Source organism: Thioclava sp. JM3, assembly GCF_002213185.1.
GTDB lineage: Bacteria > Pseudomonadota > Alphaproteobacteria > Rhodobacterales > Rhodobacteraceae > Thioclava > Thioclava nitratireducens.
Genome location: NZ_NBOB01000027.1, coordinates 2,501 through 5,725, shown reverse-complemented (window position 1 = coordinate 5,725; position 3,225 = coordinate 2,501). Strand labels below are relative to the sequence as shown.

Here is a 3,225-nt window from a genome sequence, read left to right as displayed (position 1 = left end):
TGCTTCCCCATTGCTTCTGGGGGGCTTAGCACAACGCAAGACACCGCCCGAAGGCGGCTGTGAGCGTATGGCTATGACTTAGAAGATTTGGTTGCGGGAGTAGGATTTGAACCTACGACCTTCAGGTTATGAGCCTGACGAGCTACCGGGCTGCTCCATCCCGCGTCCGTTGAGCTTTTGCCTTTTGTCAGGTTATGAGCCTGACGCGGCGATCGCGTTTTTCAAACTCTCGAGTAGAGTTTGTCTCGCTTGCGGGGTGCTCGATCCCGCGTTTATTCCCGAGGGCATTTAGTGTTTGCGATCGGGATTTTGTTTGTCATCGTTTTTCGAGAGATGAAGTTTTTTGTCGCTTCTTTCTAGGTTTGGCGGTGACCTACTCTCCCACGTCTTAAGACGCAGTACCATTGGCGCGACGGCACTTAACGGCCGGGTTCGGAATGGAGCCGGGTGTTTTGCTCGTGCTATGACCACCAAACCGAGGAAGAAGCGATGAAGTTCAAGTTGTACACTTTGTATTGTGCATGCTGTTTGATCGGTTACCAGAGGTCTGGCTACTACCGGATCAAATCAAGCCAATCGGGCAATTAGTACTGGTCAACTGAACGCGTTGCCGCGCTTACATCTCCAGCCTATCGACGTGGTGGTCTTCCACGGCCCTCAAGGGATACCTAGTTTTGAAGGGGGCTTCCCGCTTAGATGCTTTCAGCGGTTATCCTGTCCGGACATAGCTACCCAGCACTACCGTTGGCACGATAACTGGTCCACCAGTGGTCCGTTCACCCCGGTCCTCTCGTACTAGGGGCAACTCTTCTCAAGTATCCTACACCCACGGCAGATAGGGACCGAACTGTCTCACGACGTTCTAAACCCAGCTCACGTACCTCTTTAAACGGCGAACAGCCGTACCCTTGGGACCTGCTCCAGCCCCAGGATGAGATGAGCCGACATCGAGGTGCCAAACGATGCCGTCGATATGGACTCTTGGGCATCATCAGCCTGTTATCCCCAGAGTACCTTTTATCCGTTGAGCGATGGCCCTTCCACTCGGGACCACCGGATCACTATGGCCGACTTTCGTCTCTGCTCGACTTGTCAGTCTTGCAGTCAGGCTGGCTTCTGCCATTGCACTCAACGACCGATTTCCGACCGGTCTGAGCCAACCTTCGCGCGCCTCCGTTACACTTTGGGAGGCGACCGCCCCAGTCAAACTACCCACCACGCAGGGTCCCGGATCCCGATAAGGGACCGCGGTTAGACATCAAGCAGGCGAAGGGTGGTATCTCAAGGATGGCTCCACGGAGACTGGCGTCCCCGTTTCAAAGCCTACCACCTATCCTGCACATCACATGCCTGATGCCAGTGCGAAGCTATAGTAAAGGTTCATGGGGTCTTTCCGTCTAACCGCGGGTAGTGTGCATCTTGACACACAGTTCAATTTCGCTGAGTCCACGTTTGAGACAGCGGGGAGATCGTTACGCCATTCGTGCAGGTCGGAACTTACCCGACAAGGAATTTCGCTACCTTAGGACCGTTATAGTTACGGCCGCCGTTTACCGGGGCTTCAATTCGGAGCTTGCACTCCTCCTTTTAACCTTCCGGCACCGGGCAGGCGTCAGACTGTATACGTCGCCTTACGGCTTCGCACAGCCCTGTGTTTTAAGTAAACAGTCGCCACCCCCTAGTTTGTGCCCCCGCCCCATACTTGCGTACGAAGCGGGCCTCCTTCTCGCGAACTTACGGAGGCATTTTGCCGAGTTCCTTAAACGTGGTTCTCTCAAGCGCCTTGGTATTCTCTACCAGTCCACCTGTGTCGGTTTCGGGTACGGTCCGATAGTGGGGCTATTTCCAGGAACCTGTTGGCTGCCCGATCAATCCGATAAGATCGAACAACGGCTCAGATCCGTCACCACCACATGGCCCAGGAATATTAACCTGGTTCCCATCGACTACGCCTTTCGGCCTCGCCTTAGGGGCCGGCTTACCCTGCTCAGATTAGCTTTAAGCAGGAACCCTTGGACTTTCGGCGACAGGGTCTCTCACCCTGTTTGTCGCTACTCATGTCAACATTCTCACTTCTGATCACTCCACCGGATGCCTTACGGCCCGGCTTCACAGTCAGAACATTGCCTCCAATATCCCCGAGGGGAGTAAGGAGGCAGCGTTCTATATCACAGAACGCTCCGCTACCACGCACATCACTGTGCATCCAAAGCTTCGGCTCATGGCTTGAGCCCCGTTACATCTTCGCCGCAAGACCTCTTGACTAGACCAGTGAGCTGTTACGCTATCTTTAAAGGATGGCTGCTTCTAAGCCAACCTCCTGGTTGTTTTGGAAGTCTCACATGCTTTCCCACTTAGCCATGAATTGGGGGCCTTAGCTGTTGGTCAGGGTTGTTTCCCTCTCCACGACGGACGTTAGCACCCGCCGTGTGTCTGCCGATCAGTTCTTCCCGGTATTCGGAGTTTGCTTAGACTCAGTAAGGCTGTGGGCCCCCATCATCCATGCAGTGCTCTACCCCCGGGAGAATACAATCGACGCGCTACCTAAATAGCTTTCGCGGAGAACCAGCTATCTCCAGATTTGATTGGCCTTTCACCCCTAGCCACACGTCATCCGGACCCTTTTCAACGGGTGTCGGTTCGGCCCTCCAGTGAGTGTTACCTCACCTTCAGCCTGCACATGGCTAGATCATCTGGTTTCGGGTCTGATCCATCGAACTAAATTCGCCCTGTTAAGACTCGCTTTCGCTACGCCTACACCTAACGGCTTAAGCTTGCTCGATAGACCAAGTCGTTGACCCATTATACAAAAGGTACGCCGTCAGAGCTCGAGGCTCCTCCGACTGCTTGTAGGCGTCCGGTTTCAGAAACTGTTTCACTCCCCTCGTCGGGGTGCTTTTCACCTTTCCCTCACGGTACTGGTTCGCTATCGGTCAGTAAGGAGTACTTAGCCTTCGAGGGTGGTCCCCCGATCTTCAGACAGGATTACACGTGTCCCGCCCTACTTAATACGTCCAATTGAACTTCCCATACGGGGCTGTCACCCGCTCTGGCTGATCTTTCCAGATCATTCTGGTCATTCTCATGGCTCGGCTGGTCCGCGTTCGCTCGCCACTACTAGCGGAGTATCTGTTGATTTCCTTTCCTCCGGGTACTTAGATGTTTCAGTTCCCCGGGTTCGCTCTTATAACCCTATGTATTCAGGTTAAAAGTACCTGTTTTGGA

1 tRNA gene and 2 rRNA genes (1 of these 3 running past the window's edge) are annotated in these 3,225 nt (G+C 54.0%); all 3 read right to left on the bottom strand.

What is annotated here, in order from left to right:
• Positions 1-88 precede the first annotated feature (88 nt).
• Positions 89-165 (bottom strand) — tRNA-Met (locus B6V73_RS20185).
• A 195-nt stretch (positions 166-360) separates the two neighbouring features.
• Positions 361-475, bottom strand: a 5S ribosomal RNA gene (gene rrf, locus B6V73_RS20180).
• 88 nt (positions 476-563) lie between these two features.
• Positions 564-3,225: ribosomal RNA gene (locus B6V73_RS20175) — 23S ribosomal RNA — on the bottom strand; it runs 171 nt beyond the window's last position.